Annotated in this window: 18 protein-coding genes and 1 tRNA gene; 4 read left to right on the forward strand and 15 right to left on the reverse strand. The window is 61.6% G+C overall.

The features are described 5' to 3' along the window. Window positions 1-76 precede the first annotated feature (76 nt). The gene (gene dibA / locus L6D63_RS02425; protein WP_131670851.1) at window positions 77-1,996 is read right to left on the reverse strand and encodes a phosphodiesterase DibA; all 1,920 of its coding nucleotides are present in this window, start codon (window positions 1,994-1,996) and stop codon (window positions 77-79) included. A 147-nt stretch (window positions 1,997-2,143) separates the two neighbouring features. Here dibA and desA point away from each other — a divergent pair, with 147 nt between their 5' ends. Together desA and L6D63_RS02435 are read left to right on the forward strand one after the other, a co-directional pair. Then, the gene (desA, locus tag L6D63_RS02430) at window positions 2,144-3,328 is read left to right on the forward strand and encodes a delta-9 fatty acid desaturase DesA (RefSeq protein WP_131670850.1); all 1,185 of its coding nucleotides are present in this window, start codon (window positions 2,144-2,146) and stop codon (window positions 3,326-3,328) included. 247 nt (window positions 3,329-3,575) lie between these two features. Next, window positions 3,576-4,565 carry a GGDEF domain-containing protein gene (locus tag L6D63_RS02435; RefSeq protein ID WP_131670849.1) on the forward strand — a complete coding sequence of 330 codons (990 nt, stop codon included), beginning with the start codon at window positions 3,576-3,578 and terminating at the stop codon, window positions 4,563-4,565. A 130-nt stretch (window positions 4,566-4,695) separates the two neighbouring features. Here the strand turns inward: L6D63_RS02435 and L6D63_RS02440 are convergent, their stop codons facing one another. From L6D63_RS02440 to gabD, 3 genes are all read right to left on the reverse strand, one after another. Continuing rightward, window positions 4,696-5,907: a response regulator gene (locus L6D63_RS02440; RefSeq protein ID WP_047290759.1), complete on the reverse strand. Its 1,212-nt coding sequence runs from the start codon at window positions 5,905-5,907 to the stop codon at window positions 4,696-4,698. A gap of 131 nt (window positions 5,908-6,038) precedes the next feature. Continuing rightward, complete coding sequence (gabT, locus tag L6D63_RS02445; protein ID WP_095667851.1) at window positions 6,039-7,319, reverse strand: 4-aminobutyrate--2-oxoglutarate transaminase; 1,281 nt, start codon at window positions 7,317-7,319, stop codon at window positions 6,039-6,041. Window positions 7,320-7,504: 185 nt separating this feature from the next. Continuing rightward, window positions 7,505-8,947: an NADP-dependent succinate-semialdehyde dehydrogenase gene (gabD, locus tag L6D63_RS02450; protein WP_007963502.1), complete on the reverse strand. Its 1,443-nt coding sequence runs from the start codon at window positions 8,945-8,947 to the stop codon at window positions 7,505-7,507. Window positions 8,948-9,389: 442 nt separating this feature from the next. Here gabD and L6D63_RS02455 point away from each other — a divergent pair. Then, window positions 9,390-9,466, forward strand: a tRNA-Arg gene (locus L6D63_RS02455). Between the two features lie 76 nt (window positions 9,467-9,542). Here L6D63_RS02455 and L6D63_RS02460 read toward each other — a convergent pair. The 5 genes from L6D63_RS02460 to L6D63_RS02480 all read right to left on the reverse strand — a co-directional run bounded on the left by L6D63_RS02460 (window position 9,543) and on the right by L6D63_RS02480 (window position 13,381). Further along, the gene (locus L6D63_RS02460; protein WP_196302410.1) at window positions 9,543-9,773 is read right to left on the reverse strand and encodes a hypothetical protein; all 231 of its coding nucleotides are present in this window, start codon (window positions 9,771-9,773) and stop codon (window positions 9,543-9,545) included. Window positions 9,774-9,829: 56 nt separating this feature from the next. Beyond that, window positions 9,830-10,438, reverse strand: coding sequence for a hypothetical protein (locus L6D63_RS02465; RefSeq protein ID WP_095667852.1), 609 nt, complete (start codon window positions 10,436-10,438; stop codon window positions 9,830-9,832). After that, window positions 10,435-11,016, reverse strand: coding sequence for an RNA polymerase sigma factor (locus L6D63_RS02470; protein WP_236170266.1), 582 nt, complete (start codon window positions 11,014-11,016; stop codon window positions 10,435-10,437). Before L6D63_RS02470 ends, L6D63_RS02465 begins: the two co-directional genes overlap by 4 nt. Window positions 11,017-11,045: 29 nt before the next feature. Beyond that, complete coding sequence (locus L6D63_RS02475) at window positions 11,046-12,731, reverse strand: vWA domain-containing protein (RefSeq protein WP_131670847.1); 1,686 nt, start codon at window positions 12,729-12,731, stop codon at window positions 11,046-11,048. Between the two features lie 89 nt (window positions 12,732-12,820). Then, window positions 12,821-13,381, reverse strand: a complete 561-nt coding sequence (locus L6D63_RS02480) for a YbhB/YbcL family Raf kinase inhibitor-like protein (protein ID WP_047290754.1) — start codon at window positions 13,379-13,381, stop codon at window positions 12,821-12,823. A 139-nt stretch (window positions 13,382-13,520) separates the two neighbouring features. On the opposite strand from L6D63_RS02480, the gene L6D63_RS02485 reads away from it, so the two are divergent. Continuing rightward, a complete protein-coding gene (locus L6D63_RS02485) occupies window positions 13,521-15,044 on the forward strand; it encodes an FAD-dependent oxidoreductase (protein ID WP_131670846.1) in 1,524 nt (507 codons plus the stop codon). 138 nt (window positions 15,045-15,182) lie between these two features. Here L6D63_RS02485 and pgaD read toward each other — a convergent pair whose 3' ends face one another. The 6 genes from pgaD to L6D63_RS02515 form a co-directional block, all read right to left on the reverse strand. After that, on the reverse strand, window positions 15,183-15,716 hold the full coding sequence (gene pgaD, locus L6D63_RS02490) for a poly-beta-1,6-N-acetyl-D-glucosamine biosynthesis protein PgaD (RefSeq protein ID WP_047290751.1): 534 nt from the start codon (window positions 15,714-15,716) through the stop codon (window positions 15,183-15,185). Further along, window positions 15,713-17,068, reverse strand: coding sequence for a poly-beta-1,6-N-acetyl-D-glucosamine synthase (gene pgaC / locus L6D63_RS02495; protein ID WP_131670845.1), 1,356 nt, complete (start codon window positions 17,066-17,068; stop codon window positions 15,713-15,715). Before pgaC ends, pgaD begins: the two co-directional genes overlap by 4 nt. A 1-nt stretch (window position 17,069) precedes the next feature. Beyond that, complete coding sequence (gene pgaB / locus L6D63_RS02500; protein ID WP_131670844.1) at window positions 17,070-19,067, reverse strand: poly-beta-1,6-N-acetyl-D-glucosamine N-deacetylase PgaB; 1,998 nt, start codon at window positions 19,065-19,067, stop codon at window positions 17,070-17,072. Window positions 19,068-19,079: 12 nt separating this feature from the next. Then, a complete protein-coding gene (gene pgaA / locus L6D63_RS02505) occupies window positions 19,080-21,560 on the reverse strand; it encodes a poly-beta-1,6 N-acetyl-D-glucosamine export porin PgaA (protein ID WP_095667858.1) in 2,481 nt (826 codons plus the stop codon). Window positions 21,561-21,808: 248 nt separating this feature from the next. Beyond that, on the reverse strand, window positions 21,809-23,314 hold the full coding sequence (locus L6D63_RS02510; protein ID WP_131670843.1) for a YdgA family protein: 1,506 nt from the start codon (window positions 23,312-23,314) through the stop codon (window positions 21,809-21,811). Between the two features lie 316 nt (window positions 23,315-23,630). Next, window positions 23,631-24,266, reverse strand: coding sequence for a hypothetical protein (locus L6D63_RS02515; RefSeq protein WP_025113416.1), 636 nt, complete (start codon window positions 24,264-24,266; stop codon window positions 23,631-23,633). Between the last annotated feature and the right edge of the window lie 47 nt (window positions 24,267-24,313).

Below are 24,313 nucleotides of genomic sequence, written 5' to 3' on the forward strand. Positions count from 1 at the left end.
TTTTTCAGGGCCGCTGCGCGACCCATCGGGGATAAATCCCCTCGCCACAGGTTTGGTGTCAGCCAGAGCAGGACTGTTAACCGATAACAGGGGCTTTGGCCCAATCAATCTCCCCCGCCGGCACCGGCCGCCCAAACCAGTAGCCCTGTCCCAGATCACAGGCCTGCTCCAGCAGAAACGCCGCCTGCTCGGCCTGTTCGATCCCTTCGGCATGCACCTGCATGCCCATGCTCCGGGCCAGCGCGATGATCACCCGAACGATCGCGGCGTCGTCCTCGTCCCACGGCAACCCGGCGACAAAACCCTGATCGATCTTGAGCTTCTGCACCGGCAGGCGCTTGAGCCGCAACAGGGATGAGTAGCCGGTACCGAAATCGTCAATGGCCAGGCGAATCCCCAGTTCACGCAAATGATGCATCTGCTCCAGCGCCACTTCCGGATCATCCATCACCGCGCTCTCGGTGACTTCCAGTTCCAGAAAGGCCGGATCCAGACCAGTCTCGTGCAGCACCTGCGCCACCTGCTGGTACAGCTCACGCCGGGCGAACAACCGCGACGACACGTTCACCGCGACGAACGACAGCACGACCCCGGCCTGCTGCCAATGGCACATCTGCGAACACGCCTGGCGCATCACCCAGGCGTCGATTTCAGCAATCATCCCGGTGCGCTCGGCAATCGGAATGAATTCCGCCGGCGACACCAGCCCGCGCTGCGGATGCTGCCAGCGCACCAGCGCTTCGACACCAATCAGGCGACTGCTGCGCAAATCGTGAACAGGCTGGTAGTAGACCCGCAGTTCCTGTTGTTCCAGCGCGCGGCGCAGCTCGAAAGCGAGCTCGACCCGTTGCTGCGCGTGGGCGGTCAGCTCTTCGGTGTACAACGCGTAACCGTTGCGGCCGCTGCTCTTGGCCTTGAACAGCGCGGCGTCGGCATTACGCAACAACTGATCGGCACTCAACGCGTCGCTTGGGAACAGGCTGATGCCGATACTGGCGTTGATGAACAGCTCGTGCCGGTCGATGCGGAATGGCTCCTTGAGCGCATCAAGAATGCGTTGCGCCAGTGCTGCCGCCTGAACCAGTTGTGGACAACTCTCCGCCAGCACCGCGAACTCATCACCGCCAAGCCGCGCCAGAGTAATCCCGGGGCCGAACAGTTCCTGCAGGCGTGCCGCCACGGCCTTGAGCAGGCGATCACCGACGTTATGGCCGAGGCTGTCGTTGATCATCTTGAAGTGGTCCAGATCGATCATCAGCAACGCGCAGCCGCGCTTGTGGATCTGCGCCGACGCCAGTGCCTGCTCGGCGCGGTCGCTGAACAACAGGCGATTGGGCAAGTCGGTCAGCGGGTCGTGGTGGGCGAGGTGCTTGAGTTCGTGTTCAGAGTCCTTGATCGCACTGATGTCGGAAAACACCGCCACGTAGTGGCTGAGACGGCCCTGATCATCGTGAATCACGCGGATGGTCTGCCACTGTGGATAAATCTCGCCGCTCTTGCGCCGGTTCCAGATCTCCCCGCTCCATTCGCCCTCGCTCTCCAGCGTGGCGAACATCGCCTGATAAAAGCCCGGCGGATGATGACCGGACTTGAACAGGCTCGGCTGGTGGCCGAGAACTTCCTCGTACTGGTAGCCGGTGATTTCCATGAACGCACGGTTGACGTGCACGATCAGACCCTCGCGGTTGGTCACCAGCACGCCCTCGCGGGTGCAGTCGAATACCGCGGCGGCCTGGCGCAGGCGTTCACGGTCGGCCTGCCGCTCGCGTAACCGCGCACCGATGCCGAGAAATTCGCACAATCTGGCCCGCGCGAGGAAGATCAGCCCCGCGCTGACGGCAGCCCAGACGTAACCGTTGATCAGTTGCCATCGCTGCAGATCGACAGACTCATCAAAGAAACTGTTCAATAAGTAACCAGTGCCCTGCAGCCAGATAACAGCAAGCAACAGGTAAAGCAGCGCTGCACGCAGGGCATCGCGGTAAGTGGCAGGCATTCGGCTGTCCATGTCCCTACAAAAAAGGTTGGAATTATAGGTCAAGAAACATCCAGCGACGCTTATCTGAAAGGGCGACTGGTTTTATCTGTGTGCTTGGTGATAATGCAACGGCTGTTTTTATCTTTATCGAGGGCCCTATAGCCTATGTGGTACGAAGGTTTTCTTGGCTTGTCGGCCTGGTCTCTGGTCGCGGTCACCCTGCTGATGACCCACGTGACAATTGTCGCCGTCACGGTCTATCTGCACCGTTACTCGGCCCATCGCTCGCTTGAGCTGAATGCCGGCCTGAAACACTTTTTCCGCTTCTGGCTGTGGCTGACCACGGCGCAGAACACCCGCGAGTGGACTGCCATCCACCGCAAACACCACGCCAAGTGCGAAACCGAAGATGACCCGCACAGCCCGGTGATCAAGGGTCTGTCCACCGTGCTGCGCAAAGGCGCCGAGCTTTATCGCGCCGAAGCCGAGAATCCGGAGACCCTGCGCATCTACGGCAAGAACTGCCCGGAAGACTGGATCGAGCGCAATCTCTACAGCCGCTATCCGCTGCTGGGTGTGGCGATCATGGGCATCATCGACCTGTTGCTGTTCGGCACCATCGGCATCACCATCTGGGCGATCCAGATGATGTGGATCCCGGTCTGGGCCGCCGGCGTGGTCAACGGTCTGGGCCATGCCATCGGCTACCGCAACTTCGAATGCCGCGACGCGGCGACCAATCTGGTGCCGTGGGGCATCCTGATCGGTGGTGAAGAGCTGCACAACAACCATCACACCTACCCCAACTCGGCCAAGCTGTCGGTGAAGAAGTGGGAATTCGACCTCGGCTGGGCGTGGATCAAAGTCTTCAGCTTCTTCAGACTGGCCAAGGTCCAGCGTGTGGCGCCGATTGCCCACCGCGTCGAAGGCAAGGGCCATCTGGACATGGACACCGCCATGGCGATCCTCAACAACCGCTTCCAGATCATGGCCCAATACCGCAAATTGGTGATCGGCCCACTGGTCAAGCAGGAGCTGGACAAGGTCGATCATTCGGTACGCCATCAATTCCATCGGGCCAAACGCCTGCTGTCGCGGGAAACCAGCCTGCTGGAAGACCGTCATCACTTGCGCATCCAGAACATGCTCGAGCACAGCCAGGCGCTGAAGGTCATTTACGAAAAACGCCTGGCCCTGCAGCAGATCTGGGTCAAGACCAGCGCCAATGGCCACGACATGCTCGCCGCCATCAAGGAATGGGTGCACGAGGCCGAGGCCAGCGGCATCCAGTCCCTGCGTGAGTTCGCCGACCAGCTGAAAACCTACTCGCTGCGCCCCGCCGCAGCCTGACCGCCATGAACGAATCCCCTGTGGCGAGGGGATTCATCCCCGATCGGTAGCGCAGCTACCGCAAATTTGTCGACGCGTTCTCATTGCTGAAACGCGTCATCTCTACCGCCCGGCGGGAGCAAGCCTCCTCGCCACAAAAGCGCGGAACTTAGCACCGAAAGCCCTATCTCAAAGACACTTCGCCATCCCGGCGGGCTGTACTGTGGCCGTTGTCGAAATCGCGGCACGCCCTTTGAGAAATGTGCCGATGGTCAACAACAATCAACAAGACTCATCCCTTGCGCAGTGGCCCGAGGCCGCGCAAACCCTGATGGCGCTGATGCACGCACAAGGCGAAGTCGCCCGGCTGAGCGAGCGCGAACAACTGTTCAGTTCCTTGCTGGTGAGCGTCAACGCGGTGCTCTGGGCGTTCAATTGGGAAACCCGTCAGGTGCTTTACGTCAGCCCTGCCTACGAGCGAATTTTCGGTCGCTCCGCAGGGCTATTGCTGGCTGACTACAACCAATGGCGCGACAGCATCTACCCCGACGATCTCGACTATGCCGAGCGCAGCCTGGCCGAAGTGCTGCACAAAGGCGCGGTGGAAGACCGCGAATACCGGATCATCGCCGCTGACGGCCAGGTTCGCTGGCTCAGCGACAAGTGCTTCATCAACCGTCAGGACGAGCCCGGGCAACCGGTGATCATCGTCGGCATCGCCGAAGACATCACCGACAAAAAACGCATGGAAACCGAACTGCATCGCCTGGCCACCACCGACGTACTGACCCAAAGCAGCAACCGTCGCCACTTCTTCGAATGCGCCAACCGCGAGTTCGACGACGCGCGCCTGCAAGGTTCGCCACTGGCCTTCCTGCTGCTGGACATTGATGACTTCAAGCAGATCAACGACAGCTACGGCCACCCGGAAGGCGACAACGTGCTGCAACGCATCGCCGAATGCGGGCGCACCTCGTTACGTCGCGGCGATCTGTTCGGACGTATCGGCGGAGAAGAATTCGCTGCCGTGTTCCCCGGTTGTGCACCGGACATGGCGATGCAAGTGGCCGAGCGGCTGCAGCAGGAGATTCAGCGGATGGTCTTCAATGTCGACGGCCAGACCTTCGGCATCACCGTCAGCCAGGGACTGACCAGCCTCAGGAACGATGACAAAAGCCTCGACAGCCTGTTCGCCCGGGCGGACGCAGCGATGTACGAGGCCAAACGGCAGGGCAAGAACCGGATTATCTCAAGCTGAATCCACCCTCCGATTTACCTCCCCTGTAGGAGCTGCGGCACGCTGCGATCTTTCGATTTTTGCTTTGAAAGACAAGATCAAAAGATCGCAGCGTGCCGCAGCTCCTACAGGGGGATGCTCGTGAATCCGGTTACTTGCGCATCCGCATCAATTCCGGCAACCCGATCTTAAGCAGCCGCGCCGTGCGACTCTTTGCCAGCTCCTCAACGCCCTCATGCTCGGTCAGGCGGGCCATTTGCGCCGCCATGTTCATCACCAGCGCCTCACGGGAATACACCCCGCCTCCGAGCTGGTAGACGGACGCAATCAACTCGCGCAGCTCCAGCGGCAGGCGCCAGCGCGTGCGCAACGCCGAACCGTAAGCCGCGCCAAATTCCGCCAGCGCGTCACCGACTTCCTCCCACTCATCCAACTCGCCGCCGGCCTGCTTCCACTCCTGTAAACAGCGCAACAGCGCCAGATCGCCAAGGCGATGCAGCATGCCGGCGCAATAGCAGCGCTCCTGATCCAGGTCGAGCAGGCGCGCCAGGGTGCGGGCGTATTCGGCGGTATGCAACGACAAGCCCCAATAGCGCTCGGCGTAATCCGCCAGGCACGGGTCGCTGAGTTTGGCGCTGCGCTTGAGCGCCAGGCCGAGAATCAGGTTCATGCTCTGCCCGGTGCCGAGGCGATGCAGCGCCTGCCCCAGGGTCTGTACCGCCGCGCCATGATGCTGCGCCGCGCTGTTGGCGGCGGCGATCAGCACGGCGGTAATCTGCGGATCGGTACGGATCTCTTCTTCCAGCAGTTTCAGGTCGAGGCCATTGGGATTGAGGCTGCGTTTGACCGCCACCTGCACATCGGTCATCAATGGCGCGCCGTCGGCCTGCTCGCGGCGCCGCTCGAGGAACACCGACAAGGTCATGCCCGGCGCCAGCGTCGGCACTTCGCAGAACACCTCTTCACCCGCATTCAACAGTAAACCCTGCAGCCGCTCGGTCAGGCTTTCCATGTTCAGCGGTTTGGTCAGGTAGGCCGTCGGGGCCAACGGGATGGCTTCGCGCACACTGGCACTGTCGTTGCGATTGCTCATCAAAATGAATGGCAGCGGCGGATTGCGTTTGCGCTGACGCACGCTGCGCAGCACGCTCAAACCGTCGATGCCCGGCAACTCCCAATCGACAATCGCCAGGTCATAGGGCACGTCGGTAAGTAACGACAGCGCTTGCTGGCCGTCGGCACACAAGTCCAGCCGCGCATCGCAGCGCACGTTGAGCAACACATGTTTGAGCAGGTCACGGGACCACGGATCGGCCTCGGCAATCAGCACTCGGGGTACGGCGGGTAAATCAACGGCGGTCATGCGCGCTCTCCCTTGCAATGCCTGAACCTTAGCCAATGCTGGCCCTTTGATACAGCGCAAAAGGGTTTCCGAGGCATAAAAAAACCCGCCGAAGCGGGTTTTTTCTCGATCCGATCACACAGTGCCCGGCATTACAGCTCCGAGAAGCACTCTTCGATGATCGCCAGGCCTTTGTCCAGTTGCTCGTCCGGCGCAGTCAGTGGAACCAGAACACGCAGCACGTTGCCGTAGGTGCCGCAAGACAGCAGGATCAGACCCTTGTCACGTGCCTTGGCCACCACCGATGCCACTGCGGCAGCGTTCGGCTTGTGGCTGTCGCCGTTTTCGAACAGCTCGACCGCGATCATCGCGCCCAGCGCACGCACTTCGCCGATCACTGCCGGGTATTTGGCCTGAATGGCCTTCAAGCCGGTGACCAGACGCTCGCCGACAGCCTTGCAGCGGTCCAGCAGGTGTTCTTCTTCGAACACTTCCATCACGGCCAGGGCCGCAGCGCAAGCGATCGGGCTACCGGCGTAGGTGCCGCCCAGGCCGCCTGGAGCGATGGCGTCCATGTATTCGGCCTTGCCGCAGACACCGGCCAGCGGGAAGCCGCCAGCGATGGATTTGGCGAAGGTGGTCAGGTCGGCCGCAACGCCCATCTGTTCCATGGCGAAGAAGGTGCCGGTACGGCCAGCGCCGGTCTGCACTTCGTCAGCGATCAGCAGGATGCCGTGCTGGTCGCACAGGGCACGCAGACGCTTCATGAACTCTTTCGGCGCGACGTAGAAACCACCTTCACCCTGCACCGGCTCGATGATGATCGCGGCGATGTCTTTCGGCTCGGCGTCGTTCTTGAAGATGCGTTCGATGGACGCGATCGAGTCGTCGATGCTCACACCGTGCAGTTCGTTCGGGTACAGCGCGCGGAAGATACCGCCTGGCATCAGGCCCATGCCGGCCGAGTACGGCACGACCTTACCGGTCAGGCCCAGGGTCATCATGGTGCGACCGTGGTAGGCACCGGTGAAGGCGATCACGCCGGCACGGCCAGTGGCGGCACGGGCGATCTTCACGGCGTTTTCCACGGCTTCGGAACCGGTGGTCACCAGCAGGGTTTTCTTGGCGAAATCACCAGGCACCTTGGCGTTGATCTTTTCGCACAGCTCAACGTACGGCTCATAGGCCAGTACCTGGAAGCAGGTGTGGGTCAGCTTGTTCAGTTGTTCGGTCACGGCGGCGATGATTTTCGGGTGCACGTGGCCGGTGTTCAGTACCGCGATACCGCCGGCGAAGTCGATGAACTCACGACCTTCAACGTCAGTCACGGTAGCGTTCTTCGCCGATTCGGCGAAGATCGGGTGAATCTGGCCAACACCACGTGGAACAGCTGCGGTACGACGGGCCATCAGTTCAGCGTTAGTCTTGCTCATTACAGTCCTCATTCACCGCTCATCGGGCGGCGTGGTTCAAGGATAAAGCGGGAGGAATCGGCGGTGGCAGCATGCGATGATCGACTGCCACGGCGTTCCTGGCCGCAGAGAAAATTCCGGTTTGAAACGACGCAAAGGGACAGCGCTCTCGTGCCCTTTGCGTTTGCAGCGATCCCTTTCCCGGCTTAGATGCCCAGGCAGAGGTATTTGATTTCCAGGTAATCCTCGATGCCGTACTTGGAGCCTTCACGGCCCAGGCCCGACGCCTTGATGCCGCCGAACGGCGCGACTTCGTTGGAGATCAGCCCGGTGTTGACGCCGACCATGCCGTATTCCAGGGCTTCAGCCACACGGAACACACGGCCCAGGTCGCGGGCGTAGAAGTAGGAGGCCAGACCGAACTCGGTGTCGTTCGACATCGCGATCACTTCGGCTTCGTCTTTGAAGCGGAACAGCGGCGCCAGCGGGCCGAAGGTTTCTTCCTTGGCCACAGCCGCGTCTTTCGGCACGTTGGTCAGAATGGTCGGCTCGAAGAAGTTGCCTTCCATCGGCTTGCCACCGGCCAACACGGTGGCGCCTTTGGCCACGGCATCAGCAATGTGCTCTTGCACCTTGGCCACGGCTTTCTCGTCGATCAGCGGACCCGTGGTGGTGCCTTCTTCCAGACCGTTGCCGATCTTCAGCTTGGCCACCGCGACTTTCAGCTTCTCGGCGAACGCGTCGTAGACCGAATCCTGAATGTACAGGCGGTTGGCGCAGACGCAGGTCTGACCGTTGTTGCGGTATTTGGAGATGATCGCGCCTTCGACGGCCTTATCCAGGTCCGCGTCGTCGAACACGATGAACGGCGCGTTGCCGCCCAGTTCCAGCGAAACTTTCTTGATGTCCTTGGCGCATTCCGACATCAGCTGACGGCCGATTTCGGTCGAACCGGTAAAGGACAGCTTGCGCACGATCGGGTTGCTGGTCAGCTCGCTGCCGATATCGCCGGCGCTGCCGGAGACCACGCTGAACACGCCTTTAGGGATGCCGGCGCGCTGCGCTAGTTCAGCCAGAGCGAAGGCGGAGAATGGAGTTTGCGAAGCCGGCTTGAGCACCATGGTGCAACCGGCGGCCAGCGCTGGGCCGGCCTTACGGGTGATCATCGCCGCCGGGAAGTTCCACGGGGTGATCGCGGCGGTCACGCCAATTGGTTGCTTGATCACGATCAGGCGCTTGTCCGGCTGGTGGCCCGGAATCACATCACCGTAAATGCGCTTGGCTTCTTCGGCGAACCACTCGATGAACGACGCGGCGTAAACGATTTCGCCCTTGGCTTCGGCCAGCGGCTTGCCCTGCTCAAGAGTCATCAAGCGCGCGAGGTCGTCCTGGTTCTCGATCATCAGTTCGAACCAGCGACGCAGCTTGCCGGCACGCTCTTTGGCGGTCAGTGCACGCCAGGCCGGCAGCGCCTTGTCGGCGGCTTCGATGGCACGGCGGGTTTCCGCAGCGCCCATCTTCGGCACGGTGCCGAGAATTTCGCCGGTGGCCGGGTTGTTGACCTTGATCGTCTGACCGTTGTCCGCATCGACCCAAGCGCCATCAATGAAGGCTTGCTGGCGGAACAACTGGGTATCTTTAAGCTGCATGTCGGCTTTCCTTAACAGCACCGCGGCCTGCGCGGAGCAAAATTATGATTGTAGAAAGGCGCCTCGCAAGGCTGCCGTCAGGGAAATCATCTACCGGGTGAGGCGCATTGATCGTGCGTTATTCACCGCACCTGCGCTTCCACACCCCGTCAAAGAGCGTTTGAAATCTCAAACGGATCGTAGGAGCAAAGGGGTTAAAGGACAATAGGTCGTTCGAAAAAAAGAACAAAAACCCTGCGTTTGCTGGATTTTTCAGATCAACGCGCAAAAAGCCCGGCCGCAGCCAAACCATAGATCAGCCGGGAAAAAGCGCCAAGCGAGGGTTTTGCAGGACGTTACAGCTTTAAGGAATGCAGCGTTTCACACCGACACGCGCACTGACAAAACCCGCCAAAACCCGGCATGGACGCCCCGAGCCGACCTAGGTATGATGTCGCCCGCTGCACCAGTAGCTCAGCTGGATAGAGTACTGCCCTCCGAAGGCAGGGGTCGTGGGTTCGAATCCCGCCTGGTGCGCCATGAATTGAAACGAGAAAGCCCCGGACTGTGATGGTCCGGGGCTTTTTTGTGGACGCTGACTTTCATGTGACTGCGGTCACTCCGTCGTCCAGTCAAACTCGTCGTAATCGTCGTCTTCCTCTTCTTCCCCAGCCTCCTCAAAAACCTCGTCTTCTTCCACGACGTCGTCTTCCGACTGGTTCAGCAGGAACTCCTTGCGCGCCTCGGTAATCGCGCGCCGCATCTCCTCGCCCTTCTGCGGGCAGTTGAGGAGTTGGGCGATGCGGTCGATTTTTGCTGCCACTTTGCTCTCCAGCGCTTCAGCCATGGCTCGATAGTGCGCGTTTTTGCCGGGCAATGCCAAATGGCTGGGTGAACAAGCGGTCAGTTCTGGCGAATGCGCTCAAGTCGCAGGTCGAGGTTCACCCCGGGGTAGCGTTTGTGCAGATTGTTGTACAGCGCATCCGCAGCTTGCGACTGGCCGGCCTCGCGCAGGCGCAGGACTTCGCGCAGTTGCTCATCCAGGCCGTTGGCCGGCGCGACGGCGCGTTTGCTGAGTCTGGCTTCGTCGGCGCTGATCGCGTCGCTTTGCATCGGCTCGGCCATTTCCATCATCGGTGCCGGTGCGGACATGGCCGCAGCGGGCGGAGCGGCCAGTGACTGCGCTTCCAGCGCTTCCAGCGCTTGCTTGCGCGCCAATGGCGCGGCCGGTTTGGCGGCCGGGGTGAAGTCGAATTGCGCTGGCGGCTCGGGCGCACGTTGCACCAGCGAGAGCATCAGTGCCACACCGACCAGGCTGGCGAATGCGACCTGCCAGCGCGGTTTCTGGCAGGCCTGCAGCCAGCGTTGCCACAGGCTTGGCTTAGGCGCCGGAGCGGCGCGGCGTGCAGCGGCGAGAATCAGCGCATCGAGCTGTTCTGACGGCTCGCTGGTGTGTTGCTCGCGATAATGTTTGAGCAGTTGCTCTTCCGGCGTCTGGCGGGCGTCAGTCATGTCAGTACCTCCTCGGCCAGCAGCCGACGCAGTTTTTGCTGGGCGTAGCGCAAGCGGCTCTTGACGGTTTCCAGCGATGTTTCGGTGAGGCTGGCGATTTGCGCCAGGTCGAGGTCACCGTGGGCGCGCAGCAGAAACACTTCGCGCTGCTCGGCGGGCAGGGTTTGCAGGGCGCTTTCCAGGCGCTGGCTGTCGCGGCTGAGGTTCAGCCGTTGTTCGGGATCGTGGGTCTCGTCGCCGACCGCGTGCAGCTGTTCGTCGTAACTGTCGTGCAGCGGCTGATATGCACCGTGTTTACGCCAGTGATCAATCAGCCGATTGCGCGAAATCTGGAACAGCCACGTACGAAACGTCGCCCGTCCTTGTGGCTGACTGGTGCTGCGGATCAGGCTCAGCCAAGTGTCCTGAAACACCTCGTCAGCCAGTTCCGGTTTGCCGCTCAACCCGAGCAGAAAGCGATACAGACTTTGCCGATGACGGGCGTACAAAATCTCGAACGCCGCGCCGTCGCCTTCGCGATAACGCGCCAGCAGCGTTTCATCGCTGCTGGCGGTCGGGCCGTCTGGCGTAGCAAACAGCTGACTGATGAAGCCTTTGAATCGGCTCACTATTCGATCCGTCGCTCAATGGGCAGCGTATTCGATGCGGTTGAGCTGCGCAGGCTTTGCGCCAGTTCCACCAGTTGCACGAACTCGTTGCGCAAACCGAAGCGGTCGTCGCCGCGAGCGCCACGGGCCAGCGCTTCGGTGTCTTTCAGGCTGAAGTCGCCGGTGTAGCGAGCATCCTTGAGCTGCTGGGAAAACGCCGCCACCGCCGCTGCGAAACGCAGATCGTCACTGGCCGGTGCGACTTGATCGGTAATCGGCCGCTCGATCAGCAGACTTTTCCCACCTTCGGGCTGTTGATAACGCACACGCAGCATCGCCAATTCCCCGCTGTTCGTAGCCACTGGCGCCTGCGATTTACCGTAACGCAGCGGTTCCAGCCAGCCCTGCTCACCTGCCGGGACAATTTCATACAGCGCGGTCACTGTGTGTCCTGCGCCGACTTCACCGGCATCGACTTTGTCGTTGCTGAAATCCTCACGCTTCAGAGCGCGGTTTTCGTAGCCGAGCAGGCGATATTCACTGACCTGCGCCGGGTTGAATTCCACCTGCAATTTGACGTTTTTCGCCACCACGGCAAGGGTCGAACCGAGTTGATCCACCAGCACTTTGCGCGCCTCGCGCAGGTTGTCGATGTAGGCGTAGTTGCCGTCGCCAGCGTCGGCCAGTTGTTCCATCAAGTGTTCATTGTAGTTATCCACACCGAAACCCAAAGTGGTCAGGGAGATTCCGGTCTTGCGTTTATCCACAGCCATTTGCTTGAGGCTGTCGAAGTCGCTGATGCCGACGTTGAAGTCACCGTCAGTGGCCAGCAGGATGCGGTTGATGCCTTTGGGAATGAACGCCTGTTGTGCCATTTGATAGGCCAGTTCGATGCCCGACGCACCTGCAGTTGAGCCGCCAGCGGTCAATTGCTCGATGGCTGTGCGAATTTTGGCTTTTTCCCGGCCAGACGTTGGCTCCAGCACCACCCGGGATTCGCCGGCATACACCACCAGCGACACCCGATCCTGCTCGCGCAACTGCTCGACCAGCAGTTTCAATGTGCTTTTGACCAACGGCAGCCCTTCACGGCGATCCATCGAACCGGACACATCCACCAGAAACACCAGATTGGCCGGGGCCAGTTCCGCCACGGCCCGGTCGGAGGCCTTGATGCCGATCCGCAGCAGACGGGTGTGCGGATTCCACGGGGTGACGGCCAGTTCGGTGGTCACGCCGAAGGGCGAGCCATCGCTGGGCAGCGCATCGTTGTAGGGAAAGTAATTGACCATCTCTTCCAGCCGCACGGCGCCTTCCGGAGGCAGGCGTCCCTGATTGAGCAACCGCCGGACGTTGGCGTAGGCGCCGGTATCGACGTCTGCGCTGAAGGTTGAGACCGGAGATTCGGCCACGCTGTGGACCGGATTATCGGCCAGCGCCTGATACTGCTCGCGCTGCTCGTCGCGATAGCCTTGTGGATAACTGTCCGGGGCCGGCATCGCGGCAAAACTGGCGATCGGCGCCGCACGCGCGCTGCGCTTGGCCATGGTGTCATCGGCCCTGAGCACTTCATGCTCAATTGAAGCTTGCGGCTGGGCGGGCGCCGGGACGGCAGCCGACTCCGGATCGGAAGACACGCCGCAACCGGCGACGGCCAACAACACACCGACCGCAACAGGTCGCAGGAAAGGCAGAGAACGGGACATGGGGGCTGACCTCGGGATGAAAGTGATCCATTCATCCACTGAGACGGGCAGCCCCTTCAGATCGGGTTAAACCCCGCCAAAAAATTTTTTTAGCGGTGATAACGCCGTACCACGCTGCTGTTACGCAGTACGTGGCCTTTGATCTTGTCCATCAGCTCGGCGCGGGTCAGGCCGGCGGGCAAGGCGTCCGGGGCCAGATCCAGGGCGTAGATCTGAATGATGTAGTGGTGTGCACTGTCGCCAACCGGTGGGCATGGCCCGATGTAATGGGTCGTGCCTTTGCTGTTGGTGCCGCCTACGCCTTCGAGACTGGATTTGGCGCCGACACCGGCCGGGATCTGCCGGGTGGTGGCCTTGATGCCGTAATGAATCCAGTGATCGACGCCAGCCCCTTTCTGGCCGTCCGGGTCGTGCATGACGATCGCATAGCTCTGGGTGCCCGCAGGCCCTGCGTTCCAGGCCAGTGCCGGCGACTGGTTCTTGCCACCGCAACCGGTGGCATCGCTCGCGGCGGCGGAGGTGAACAGGCGGTTGTCCGAGACACCGGGTATATCGAGGGTAAAGCGCTCGGCCGCCTGCGCCGAAAACTGCACGCAAAGGGCGACGGCGACGGCCGCCAGCCAAGGGTTGAGAGAGGTCAATCGGGTCATTCCGGGAGTACCTTGTGCAGTTGGGCCTTCGTCGGCCTGCAAACTATAGCCGTACCGTTCGTACCTTGGCAGTGGCAATTGGCTGAACCTCGCCCTGCGGCGCAAACTCGTAAGAGAAATGCCTGCCAGGAGCACGAACATGAGCCTGCACCGTGTCGCCCGTTTCGCCGATGTTCCCGAAGACCGTGGCCTGCAAGTCGAAATCGGTGAGCGCAAGATTGTCCTGCTCCACGCCAATGGCCAACTGCGCGCGTTTCAGGGTGAATGCCCACACGCCGGCGCGCCGCTGGCGGACGGCGCCTTGTGCAACGGACGACTGATCTGCCCGTGGCACAAGGCCGCGTTTCGCGTCGAAGACGGCGCGTTGTGCGAGCCGCCTGCCTTCGACAGTCTCAAGCGTTATCCGCTGGAGTTACGTGGCGATGAGGTCTGGGTCGATGACCAACCGCTGCCGGATGGGCACACGCCGCCGGCCGATGATTCGCGCACCTTCGTGATAGTCGGCGCAGGTGCAGCGGGCACGGCATGTGCGGCGGCACTGCGGGAGAAAGGTTTCGGTGGCCGGATCATCATGCTCGACCGCGAAGCGGATGCCGGCTACGACCGCACGGTGCTGAGCAAATTTGTCCTCGCCGGCGAAATGTCGACGCAGGAAACTCCGCCGCTGCGCGATGAAGAGTTTTATCAAAGTCAGCGCATCGAACGCCGACAAGGCGAAATCACTGCCCTCGACGCCTCAGCGAAAACCCTGCATTTGCACGATGGCCAATCCCTGCGCTACGACGCCGCGGTGCTCGCCACCGGCGGCGAGCCCAATCCGCTGCAACTGCCCGGCGCTGATCTGCCGCAGGTGTTCGTCCTGCGTTCGAAAGCCCAGGCTGAACAGATCATGCGCACCGCCAGACCCGAACAGCGGGCGCTGATCATCGGTGACAGCTTTATCGCCCTGGAATGCGCCTCCGCCCTGCGCCAGCTAGGGCTCGACGTCACGGTCAGCGCCCGCCACGCCATTCCGTTTGCCGCACAATTCGGCACAGCCGTGGGTAAAGCGATCCGTGCGCTCCACGAACAACACGGGGTGAAATTCATCACCGATCACGAAGTCCGGGAAATCATTGGCGACGGCAAAGTCGAAGCGGTGCTGCTGGACAACGGTTTGCGCGTCTCGGCGGATCTGGTGCTGGCGGGGGTCGGCGTGCATCCGGCCACCGAGGCTTTTGCGTCGCTGCCGAGGGAGAAAGACCAGTCACTGCGAGTCGACGCCGGCCTGCGTGTTTGCGACGGGCTGTGGGCAATTGGCGATATCGCCACGTTCCCCCTGAGCGGCCAGCCGCAACGCATTGAACACTGGCGCCTGGCCCAGCAGCATGCGCGCATTGCTGCCGCCAACATGTTGGGCGCCGATGAGCATTATCTGGATGTGCCGTTTTTCTGGACCTGGCACTTCGGCAGGAACTACGACTACCTTGGCCACGCCAGCCAGTGGGATGAAATCGAGTTCAGGGGCGAACCCGAGCATCCGCCCTTCATCGGCCTGTTCGGCCATAACGGCGTGGTGGTCGCCGCCGTGGCCTGCGAGGAAGAACGGGCCATGGCGATGCTCGCGGAGCGGATGAAACAACCACTGGCGATGGAAGAAGCTTGGGAGCTGATTCGCGGCTGAATGCTGAATGCTGAATGCTGAATGCTGAATGCTGAATGCTGAACAATGTAGGAGCTGCCGAAGGCTGCGATCTTTTGATCTTGATTTTAAAGATCAAAAGATCGCAGCCTTCGGCAGCTCCTACAGGGGGGGCATCTTTCAGGTGGGGCGATTTACCGGGTCGCGATTATCGTCATCCTCGGCGTGCAGAAAGATCACCCGCGGATGCTCCAGCGGCGCCAGCGGTGGCGGCAGCTCCGCAGGCTCCAGTGGCCGAAAGTTCAGCACCACATGGCTGATGTCACCTTCCTGATCGTTGTGGATGGTCATCACCCCCGGCGTGCGCAGTTTCTGCAAGCGCTCATCGCACAGGCGGAAGCTCTTGCTCAGCCCTTCATCATCGACCACCGGTGCCGGCAATCGACGCTGGGCGAAGCTTCGGCTTTTGCGCTGTTGATAACGCGCCCAACCAATCAGGATCACCGCGTTGACCAGCGCCACCCACAGGTAGATCTGCAACGTACCCAGCGCCTCGAATGCCGAGTTGTCGATGCGTGGCCCACCGGCGTGGGTTTCGATCAGCGGCCACAGCCCGCGTATCAGCAGGAACAGCAGGCCGACCCAGGCCAGCACGGTGAGAATCACGTCGATCACGACCAGGAACGGTCGCTGGCGGGTCCGGATGATTTTCATTTGATGACCTCCTCTTCGTCGTCGCCAACCGGTTTGATGCCCCGATCAGGACTGACCCAGCGCGCACGCTTCTGATGTTGGCCAAACAAGACCTTGGGGAAGCTGACCAAGGTGGTGAGCAGACTGACCAGCCAGAAAGCGATCGGGTACCAGACCACCCAGAACATGGTTCGGCCCAGACCCGGCTCATAGCGCCGGTCGATAATGATGCTGACGGCGAACTGCACCAGACAGACGAAGGCCAGCAGCAATCCAGTGAACGCCGGGGGCATCAGGTGATGCACGGCAATCGACTCCGGCATGACGACGAACTTGCCAACGGCCCAGAAGATTACCGACAGCAGAAAGGTGAAGGCCCAACCGGTCGAAAGGCAATACTCGAACAGCAGCGGCCACAGGTAACGATGGCGGTACTGCCAGATGCCGCGGATGTTCTTGAACAGCACCTCGGCACCGCCCTGGGCCCAGCGCAGGCGCTGCTTCCACAGACCACGCAGGGTTTCCGGCATGAGGATCCAGCACAGCGCGCGCGGCTCGTAAAAGATGCTCCAGTGATCGAGTTGCAGCTTCCAGCTGATGTCGATGTCTTCGGTGATCATGTCCGGGCTCCAGTAGCCGACCCGGTTCAACGCGGTACGGCGGAAGGCGACGATCACCCCGGACACGGTGAAGATCCGCCCGAACACCCGTTGCGTGCGCTTGATCAGGCCGATGATCGAGGAGAACTCACCGACCTGCACCCGCCCGACCAATGTTGAACGTGTACGGATACGCGGGTTGCCGGTCACCGCGCCGAGGCGCGCGTTGTCGAGCATCGGCGCCACCAGATAGGCCGCCGTGTTCGGTGCCAGCAGCGCGTCGCCGTCGATGCACACCAGATATTCGCTGCGCGCAGCAATGGCGCCCATGCGCAGCGCCACAGCCTTGCCCTGGTTTTCCGCCAGGTGCAGCACCCGCAGGCGTGGGTCTTCCTGGGCGAGCCGGTCGAGCACTTCGGCGGTGTTGTCCTTGGAACCGTCGTTGATCGCGATGACTTCGATGTTCGGGTAATGCTGGGCCAGCGCCGCGTGAATGGTATCGGCGGCGTTTTCGCCTTCGTTGTAGCAAGGGATCAGGATCGAGATCAGTGGTTCGCCTTCCAGTGGCGGCGGCAGGGTGTCGTCCTTCCACGGCCAGTGGCGTTCCCAGTGCAGCCAGAAATACAGGCCACCGGCGATCCACAGGCCGGACATGAACAATGGGTAGAAGAACACGAAGTCCATCAGGAACTGCCCGGTGACCAGGAAGATCAACCCCAGCGGCACGCCGAGGACGAGCGCCAGAACAAGCAGGGCTAACAGTCTATCCAGCATGTCATGGGTTCCATTTGTTGGAGAGCGCAGGCCTTACGGTTTTCAGGTCCGGCAGGTTGTCGAGGAAGTTGTCCGGGTAGTAACCAAAACTGGTCGCCCCCTGACGCTTGAGCCGGCCCATCCAGTCCGCCAGTTGCGCACCGTCGATGTCGGCCTGATCCTTTTTCGTCCAGTCGCGGGCTTGCAGTTCGAAGACTGTGCGATCCAGTGCACCAGGGCGCTGTTTGATCTTCGCCACCAGTTCTTCAAGCCACGGGCCGGATTGCGCCTGGGTCTGTTTTTCCATCAGCGGCATGGCCATCGGCGCCGTCCAGTCGTAGGTCACGAGGAAGTCGTCGAGGTTCTGCGCAAACCAGGCTTCGCTCTGCGGATTGAGCACCGGCTCGGCGAAGATGTTGCGTGCGGTCAGCACCTGCGGGCCACGGATTGCGCGGACTTTGGCGGTCAGTTCGTTGGTGAAGTCGATCAGGTATTTACTCTTGAAGCGCGTCCAGCGTTGCATCGCCGCCGGATCATCTCGAAGCGCAGCAATGGACCCCGGCAAGCCGTGCGCGGCATAAGCTTTCAGGGCCTCAGGGCTGGCGTCTTCGAAGTCCGACAGCACCGCGTCGTCGTGGTACAGAATGCCGTCCACCGAGGTCAGGCGCGCCACGTCTTCGTAGATTTCACCGATGATCCGCCGTACTTGCGGATCGAACGGCGACAGGCGCTGATACTGGTCCGGATCGACCGCGGTGCTGCCGGTCTTCGGATCCCAGCGCGTGACACGCGGCAGCTTCGAGTCGAGGCCAAAACTCAGCACCGGCATCCACGCGAAGACTTTCACGTGCGCCCGAGTGCGCAGTTGCCAGGCAACGCGGTCGAAAATGTCGGCGCGCACCGGCAGGTGACGGTTGGGGAAGTACAGCGAGTGCACCAGTCCGTCGCCCTTCGGATCGGCGAAGGCCTGCAGGAACACGGTGTTGGCACCCATGTCGGCCATGCGCTGGATCAGCTTGCCGAGGTTGATTTCCTGCTGTGCCGGGTCCGGGTCGTAAACGTTATCCAGATCGACGTGCACCACACGCATGGCGAAATCCGCTTGCACACCGACGATGCTGTTGGCGAAATGCTCGCCGTCGGGATCCGAGGCCACCAGGAAGCGCGGGCTGCTCATCAGGTTGTCGAGGGCGTCGAGACCGTCGTCCAGGGTCAGGGCCATTTCGTAGCCCTGCTCGCCGACCACGGCCAGCGAAGTGCCGTCCGCCGTGCCGTACGGCCAGACCCAGATGCGCGGTTTCTTGCCGGTGACTTTGCGGATTTTTTCCGAGATGGTCGCCACGTCATTGCTGATTCGAGCGCGGAACTGTTCTTCGGACTCATAGCGTTTGGTGAGCGGATCGTAGCGTCGGGTGGCCGCCGCCGGCTGCATGTTGCCTTGCGGGTTGGCGAGGATGCCTTTGTGGCTGGCGTCGGTGTGCGCGGCGATTTCCACCAGCCCTGACTGCGAGATTTCCCGCACCTGATCCCAGGTCAGAAAGTCCGAACGTGCGCGGGGTGCACCGGCAAAATCCACCGGTTGATTGAGCGGCGTGTCGATCCACACGCCGACCGGCGCCAGCAGAGCGTGCCAGTTGTAGGCGCGCAGCACCGGCAGCACGCGGGTGTAGAAGCTTGAATAACCATCGTCGAAGCTGAGCAGGATCGCTTTGGCCGGCAGTTCCGGGCCGCCCTTGCGCGCCGCCATGATCTGATCGACGGTGACCGGTTGGTAGCCGTTCTCCCGCAGCCACGCGAGCTGCTCGATCATGCGTTCGGTGCGCACCGCCACCACCGCCTGATCGGGGTCGCGGTCTTCGATATCGTGATAGGCGATGCCCAGCACGTGGTTTTTCGGCCAGGGTTTTTCATTGGCCGCCACCGGACGTTGCGACGGCGGCGCGAAGGCCGGGGCTTGCTGGGCGCAGGCGCTGATCAGCAGCACTCCCAGCAGAAGGATGAAACGCGTCATCAAAGGCATCTTCAAACTCTTCTAGAAGCGGAAAGTGAGGTCGACGAGCAGACGCAGATCGGTCTCCCGATCACCGTCGTAGGGCCGGTTGATCACACTGAACAAACCGCCCACCTCGAACACGTCGTTCCAGGCATAACGCTGGCCGTAGCCGAGCATCGCCATGCCGCCAGTGCCGTGATCACGCTGGCTGTAGGTGCCTGCACCGGCCTGGAACTGCTGGCTCCACGAGGTTTCGTAACGGTGGTAGAGCACATGGTTGACGTTGACCGTCGGCATCACGCTGAAGTCCGATTTCGGGTTGAAGTACGGCACATCCTCGGACTTGGAGTTGTGGCTGGTACCGACTTCCAGACCGGCATCAACCTGCACGTTCGGCGCGCTGTAGACGCCCTCGCGCCCGGTGAGCAAAGCTTCGACGCGGTTATTGCCGTCGCTGAAGTGCGACGGACTGACCGACAGCCGCCACTCGCGACTTTCGTTGGCGCGCCAGCGAATGAACGCGTTGCCGCCGTTGGCCTTGATGTCACTGTTGAGCGCCCGCAACGGCGTCTCGGCCGACAGATAGGCGAAGCTGCCGCCGTACTGCCAGTGGTCGTTGATGTCGCGGGCAATCGCGATGCGCGCGCCCTGTTTGGCGCCGTAACCGTAATCGTGGTTGGAGACCTCGGCTTCCAGGCTCATGTCGCGGGTACGACGCTCCAGGCCCACGCGCTGGAAGCGGTCGGTACCGGTGCCTTCGGCGAAGTCGCCGGTGGCATACCCGGCGCCGACGAACACCCGCCAGTCTTCATCGATCGGCGGGCTGTACAAAGTGCTCTGGATGCCGAAATCGCGGCTGCCACTGACCGCGCCCGCACCACTGCCGCCGCCTCCGTTGGCCTTGCCGCCATAGGCTTCGACGCGCAGTTCGGACATGTCGTGCACTTCGCGCTCGCGGGCCGCACGCTGCACCTGACGGTTGTCGGGAAAACGCGCGACCACGTCATCGGTCAGCGCATCCATCTGCCGCCATTCCTGCAGGGTCATCGCGGTGCGTGCCTGAGCGAGTTCCAGGCCCATGTCGCGCGGGACCATGCTCTCGGTTTCCTTGAGCTGGGTTTCCGCGCGGCGTGGCCATTGCCGGGCCAGGTACAGATCGGCCTGCGCCAGACGCAGGCCGATGTTGCCCGGGGCCTGATCGACCAGTGTCTGCAGGCGTTCCTCGCCGTGCGGCAGGTCGGAGCCGTAGGTGCCGGCCTGCGCCGCGAGTTGCTGCGCGTCCATCCATTCGTCGTTGGGGTTGCCGATCGGCAAGCCCTTGAGTTCGACGCGCGGTTTCTGGGTCTTGGCCAGGTCCTCGGCGACGTTGCGCGCTTCATCGGCGCGATCGCTTTCCAGCAACGAGTAATACAACGCGGTGGTGTCTTCGAGGCGATCACCGACATCGGCGTCCGGGGCCGACAGCACCTGGCGATACAGGTCGGTAGAGACTTCTGGCTGGCGCTGATCCAGATACGACGCGGCGACCCAGCGCAAGGCGTAGGTCGGAATCTTCACGCCTTGGCTTTGCAGCTTCTGGTATTCATTGATCACGTCAGCGGTGCGCGCCCGGGCCTTGAGTGCACCCATGCGGTCGATGCGCCAGCGAATCACGTCATCGTGGGCGCTGGCATCCGGGGTCCAGGTGGCGAGCAGTTTGTCGTAATCGGCCAGCGCGCGGTCGGCGATCACGTAGCGTTCTTGTTCACTGCGGGTGGCGAGTTCGGCCAGACGCACGCGTTCGGCGGCCAGATCACCTTCGAGGCGGCGCAGGGTGACCGGGTCGATCAGCCCCGGACGTTGATTGGCCAGACGCAGCGCCGGTTCCGGCAGCCGCGCCTTTTGCAGGGCGACCACGTATTCGCGGGCGACCTCCGGCTTGCTGCCGGCACGGATAAACGCTTGATCGTATTCAAACAACGCGTCGTACTGCTTGCCGGCGCGGGTCAGGGCATAGCCCAGGGCAAGGCGGCGCGAGGGGTCGTCAGGTTTGGCGGCGACCAGCGCCTTGGCGCGGGTCACGGCTTCGTCGGGTTTGCCCGCGTCAGCCTGAGTCAGGGCCAGCCCCAATTGCAGGTCAGCGTTGTCCGGCTCCAGCGCCAGCGCCTTGTTGTAGACCTGAGTCGCCTGATCCCAACGCTTGAGGTTGCGATAGGCCCGTGCCGTGGCGGTCAGTGCCTGCACCGGCAGCACCCGGTCACGGCCCTGGGTTTCATAGACCTGCACCACTTCGGCATCGAGGCCGGCCCAACTGGCGATCTGCAGGTGATCGCTGATCTGGCCAGTGGTCGACTGCCCCGGCGGCACCTGGCGCAGCACATTCAGCGCGGGCGTGGTCTGCCCGGCACGGGCATCACGCACCATCTGATCATAGGGCGTGTCGGCAAACGCCAGTGCCGGCCAGAGCAACTGGCTGCACAGCGCAACACGAAACAACGGGCGTAAACCACGATGTAGAACAGGCACATCAATACGCGGCATTCGTCAGCATCCTTACATGGCCAGCCGGGTCGCAATGCCCCCCTTGCCCATTCGTAACGGAGGCTGAGCCAACAAGGACCCAGCCAAGCTTAGTCAGGCAGTCTTGCATGCAAGCGTAGTCGAATATTCAGAACACAATAATTGTTCAGAATCGTGCCGCCGGTTCAGTGGAAAACCCGAACGCCAGACAGCAAAACGCCCGGCGTCCGCGAATCCAGAGGCCGGGCGTTGCTATTTAGAGCGCAGGATTACTGCACTTGCGTGACGCCAGCGAACTTGCTCATCAGGAAGCCGACGAACTGCTCGACGGTCATTTTCTGGCCGTTGAATTCCACCTGGTTGGCGGCGTAGTGCAGCTTGGTCACGACATTGGTGCCGTCGACGGTCGCCAATTGCGAACCGACTGCCATCCCGGAGAACATGTCGGCGCCGGCGCTGGCCTGGTCGACGATGGCTTTGGCGTCAGTCTGACCGTCGAGCTGCGCCTGCACGCTGAGCAGATCGATCAGCATCGGCTTGGACACCTGAATATTCAGGTCCAGCAGCGCGATCAATTGCTTGCCCAGTTGATCCGGCGGCAGGTCCATCGACTGCGGTTTGGTCAGATCAATCACCAGACTGGCGCGGCTTTCACCGTTGGCGGTTTTCAGCGACAGGTTTTCCAGCGCGATCTGTGGGCTGGCGGCCAGCAGTTTCTGCAGGTCAGCCTTGACCTGTGCCGATTCGGCTTCGGTCAGGTTCAGTTCCGGTGCCGGCAGACCGGCCTCGGCAGCCGCCGCCGCTTCCTTCTCGTACGGCTGCAATTTGGTCTGGTAGATCTGCATCAGCGACATCGTCGACGGGATGTCGAGATTTTTCAGGCTCATGGCCATGTTGGCCGAACCGATTTTCTTGTCGTTGAGGGTGACTTCACCGACCTTGTAGTCAGCGCGGCCCGAAGCATTGCTGCCGCTCTCTTCGGTGAGGTTCTTCATTTCGAAGTTCTTCACACCGAGTACCGACTGCTTGGGACCGAAGGTAGTTTTGCTGTTGGTCAGCTCCAGGGTGTTTTCCCCGGTGTAGTAGCCGTAGCTGCTCTTGGTGAGGTTGCTGGCCAGCGTCAGTCCGTTGAGTTCGACCTGCACCGGTGCCTGATCCTGCGACACGGTGACCAGTTTCAGGCTGTCCATGTAGCCGTCAGCCTTGACCTTCTGCGCCTGGGCACTGGCGGAGATGTTCATGGTCAGGCCGGAAAACTTCAGGCTCGACTGCTCGTCCAGCGAGGTTTCCAGCGGCAGCAGTTCCAGGCTGCTGGTGGTGGATTCGTCGTAGCCGATGTTGGTCACACCTTTGAGCGGCGCGGCGCCCTTGGTGGCGGCAAACCATTTTTCGGTGGCCGGGCTCTTTTCCAGCTCGTAATTGCTGGTGGCCATGACCGGCAGCCACTTCAGCGACACCAGGCGCGAGAACGGCAGCGGGCCGTGTTCGATGTGATCGACGAACAGCAGCTCGACCGGCTGGTCACCGAACATCTCGCCTTCGCCCTTGAGGCGGTAGTGCGCGGTGCTGGTAAAGGTGTGGCGCTCCAGCGACACCAGCTCCAGCGACGCGCTGCCATTGGAGCCGGCCATCGCGGTCTGCAGCTCTTTGTTGGCGTTGCTGACGGCGTTGTTCAGTACGCCTTCGATCTTGGTCCCGGTGTACCAGGCCCCGCCGGCGCTGATCGCACCGATGGCAACAACAATTCCGAGAAGCACGCCTGCTGATTTATTCATGAATGACCTGATCAATGTCCGTGGCTGAAAGTGTGGTCGTCTTCCCTGAACCCGTGACCGGGTCGCGGCTCGACTCCGCTGAAATTAGCGGTGGAGATTAGCACTGGCAGCGCGAAGCGGCCCAATGTTTAAAGGTTAAAGAGTGTCTATGGGGAGTGTGGACAGCTGACAGGCGGGGAGAGTTGCAGTGTTGTTGAGGACGCTATCGCTGGCAAGCCAGCTCCCACAGGACTGGTTGTGTTCACAAAATCCGAGAACACCACAAAAACTGTGGGCGCTGGCTTGCCAGCGATGGGGCCAGAGGACTCCCAGAAGATCAGGAATACTGAACCTCGATCTCATCGAGCTGATGATCGAAGCTCTTCAACCGCGCCGTCCAGGTATACACCAGCACTTCAAAGTCGCGATCGATCACCGCCCCGCCCGGCCCGTCGGCCCGGGGGTCGCAGAAATCCAGCTGATAGCGCTCGCGGGCCATGGCCGTGGCGACATCCGACAGTTCGCGGGCATTGTTGAGCCAGTGCCAACCTTCATCGGCAATCTGCTTGTCGAGTTCCAGACACTGTTTTTTCAGGGCTTCGAGGCTTTTTTCCAGCGGCGTGCCGGTCAGTTCGCCCATGACTTCGGCGAAGGTGCGTCCCGGCTGCCAGTAGCTGCCCCAGAAGTAGCGATCGAACACGGTTTCGACCCGGCGCAGGGCGACTTTGGTGTCCCAGATCAGCACCAGGGTCTTGCCTTGTTCAAGTTGGCGTTTCTTGACCCGCTGCACCTGGATCGACGCCCAGGCCACGACGACGATGGCCATCACCGCGATCAACGCCGTGGCGCTGTCGAGGAAGACCATGGCCTTGTCGATCTGATGGGCCAGCATGATGCCGTAGAAATAGGTGGCCGACAGCAGCACCAGCGCTACCAGGGCGCACCAGAAGCCGAGAGCGTAAGGGTTTTTCATTATTGGTTTCCCCTAGACCAGCGCTAGCAATGTGCGCTGAAAGGGTG

Source organism: Pseudomonas parakoreensis (assembly GCF_021602155.1).
In the GTDB taxonomy this organism is placed as follows: domain Bacteria; phylum Pseudomonadota; class Gammaproteobacteria; order Pseudomonadales; family Pseudomonadaceae; genus Aquipseudomonas; species Aquipseudomonas parakoreensis.